The sequence below is a fragment of the Micromonospora phytophila genome, assembly GCF_023656545.1.
GTDB classification, from domain to species: Bacteria; Actinomycetota; Actinomycetes; order Mycobacteriales; family Micromonosporaceae; genus Micromonospora; species Micromonospora phytophila.
The window spans coordinates 1-2613 of record NZ_JAMOKF010000519.1; the positions used below are offsets into that span (position 1 = coordinate 1).

Annotated in this window: 3 protein-coding genes; 1 reads left to right on the forward strand and 2 read right to left on the reverse strand. The window is 75.5% G+C overall.

What is annotated here, in order from left to right:
- Positions 1-188: 188 nt before the first annotated feature.
- Both NCC78_RS30645 and NCC78_RS30650 read right to left on the reverse strand, forming a co-directional pair.
- A complete protein-coding gene (locus NCC78_RS30645) occupies positions 189-1016 on the reverse strand; it encodes an MBL fold metallo-hydrolase (RefSeq protein ID WP_250798890.1) in 828 nt (275 codons plus the stop codon).
- Complete coding sequence (locus NCC78_RS30650; protein ID WP_250798891.1) at positions 1013-1417, reverse strand: thioesterase family protein; 405 nt, start codon at positions 1415-1417, stop codon at positions 1013-1015. Before NCC78_RS30650 ends, NCC78_RS30645 begins: the two co-directional genes overlap by 4 nt.
- Before the next feature lie 182 nt (positions 1418-1599).
- Between NCC78_RS30650 and NCC78_RS30655 the strand changes: the two genes are divergently transcribed.
- Positions 1600-2613, forward strand: a 1014-nt coding sequence (locus tag NCC78_RS30655; RefSeq protein WP_284706374.1) for a phosphatase PAP2 family protein, incomplete at its 3' end; no start/stop codon positions are given.

Here is a 2613-nt window from a genome sequence, read left to right on the forward strand (position 1 = left end):
CTCGGTGATGGGCGCGCTCGTCGCCGACCTCCTGGTCGACGGCGAACCGCTCGACCCGGCCGGCTGGCACGAGCGGGTGGCGTTCGCGTTGCGCGTCGCCGGCCTGGTCTGCGAGTCGCCCGGCGGTGCCACCGCCATGCCCACCCGCGCCGAGGTGCGCGACCGCTTCCCCCGCTGACCGGGGCGGATCAGGCGACGGCGTCGAGTTCGGCGTAGCCGCGGCGGGCGGCGTGCAGGGCGGGGCGGGCACCGAAGGGCGCCTCCGCGGCGACCCGTTCCGGTGGGGCGCCGCCGGTGTGCCCGGCGCGGATGAGCCGGGCCAGCTCGGCCAGCTGGGCGTGCTGGTCGCGGACGAACCCGGCGTCGACCGGTTCGCCGTGCCCGGGTACGACCACGGTGGCCGGGGTGGTCATCCGCAGCAGCTCGGCCACCGTGTCCGGCCACCGCAACGGGTACGACTCCTCAAAGGCCGGCGGCCCGCTCTGCTCCACCAGGTCGCCGGCGACCAGCACGTCGGCGTCGGGCACGTGCACCACCAGGTCACCGGCGGTGTGCCCGCGACCGGGGTGGCGCAGCACCACCCGCCGGCCGCCCACGTCGAGCACGGTCCGGGTACGCACGGTGTGCGTCGGCGCCAGCAGCACGACGTCGGCCAGTTCCCCGGCCAGCGTCGGCTGCTCGTCGCGCATCTCCTCGTACGCCTCCCGGCGGAGACGGTCGGGGTCGCGCATCGCCTCGGCGGCCCGCTCGTGCGCGTAGACCGGGCGGGGTGGGTCGGCGGCGAGCGTCGCGTTGCCGAAGCAGTGGTCGAAGTGGTGGTGGGTGTTCACCAGCGTCCACGGGTGCGGGGTCACCGCCCGGGCGGCGGCGGCCAGCTCGGCGGCCTGCCCGGCGGTGGAGAGCGTGTCGACCAGCAGCGCGGCGTCGTCGCCGACCACGAGCGTGACGTTGACCCGCAGCAGCGGTTCGCGCAGCACGTGCACCCGGTCGGCGACCTCGACGAAACGGGCGGTCACGCCGACCGGGTGGCGCGTGCCACGAACCGCTCCCGGTCGACCAGCACCCGCTCCACCCGGGCCTGCGCCACCGTCTCGTCGCCGTCGCTCACGGTCACCTCGAACAGCAGCCGCCGCCCGTCGACCGTGACGAGCCGCGCCTGCGCGATGACCGTCCGCCCGACCGGGGTGGCCGCCAGGTGGTCGAGCTCGACCCGGACGCCGACGGTGGTCGACCCGCTCGGCATCCGGGTGGCGATGGCCGCCACCGTGGCCGCCTCCGCCAGGGCGAGCACCCTCGGTGTGCCCAGCACGGGCACGTCACCGGAGCCGACGGCCTCGGCGGTGTCGGCGTCGGTGACGGTCAGCTCGACCCGGGCGGTCAGGCCCGGCGCGACGGCGGGCTCCGGCTGCTCCTGCATGGGCGAAGCCTAGACGAGGCGGGTCGGGGCGCCCGGTGTCCGTACCACCGGTCCCGGCCGGGTGCGTGGGCGGCGCGGACCGCCGGCGGGGCGGCGCGAGCCGTGTTCGTCGCCGCGCGGGTGGTGCCGGCCCAGGTGGTCGGCGTCGGTCGATGCCGACCGCGCCGTTAACCTTGACCGCGATGTCTGTCGCGACCGACCCCCAGCCCCCCGCCCGGACCGACCCGACCGAGTCGCCCGACGGCGGTCGCCGCCGTGTGGGCGCCATGACGGTCTGGGGGGTCGCGTTCGTGGCCGGCTGGCTCGTCATCGGCCTGCCCACCGACCCGGCGTACGCGTTCCTCTGGATCTGGGCGGGCACCGTCGCCTGGAACAGCACCCGGCCGTGGCGCAGCCACCTGCGCTTCGCCCGGGACTGGGTGCCGGTGGTGCTGCTGCTCGCCGTCTACAACCTCTCCCGGGGCTTCGCCGACAACGGGGCCACGCCGCACGCGTACGAGCTGATCGTCGCCGATCGGATCATGTTCGGCTGGCTGACCGACGGCGAGGTGCCGACCGTCTGGCTCCAGGAGCACCTCTACCGACCGCAGGTGCAGTGGTGGGACGTCATCGCCAGCTGGGTCTACTTCTCCCACTTCGTGGTGGCGCTGGCCGCCGCGGCGGTGCTCTGGATGCGGGACCGGGGTCGCTGGGCGGCCTTCATGCGCCGGTGGGCGTTCCTCTGCGCCACGGGCCTGGTCACCTACTTCCTCTACCCGGCCGCCCCGCCGTGGTGGGCGGCGCAGAACGGCATGCTGGAGGAGGTCGCCCGCATCTCCACCCGGGGCTGGAAGGCGTTCGGCATGCACGGGGCCGGCAACCTGCTCAACGCCGGCCAGATCGCCGCCAACCCGGTCGCCGCGATGCCGTCGCTGCACACCGCGTTCGCCCTCTTCGTGGTGCTCTTCTTCCTGGGCCGGACCCGGCGTCGCTGGTGGCCGCTGCTGCTGGCCTACCCGCTGGCGATGACGTTCACCCTGGTCTACTGCGGCGAGCACTACGTCATCGACGTGCTGGTCGGCTGGGCGTACGTCGGGATGACCTTCCTGGTGGTCGGCCTGGGCGAGCGCTGGTGGGCGGCGCGCCGGGCGCGCCGCGTCGCCGGGCCGCCGGAGCGGAGCGCCCCGGATGCCCCCGCCGAGCCGCCGGCGGTACCC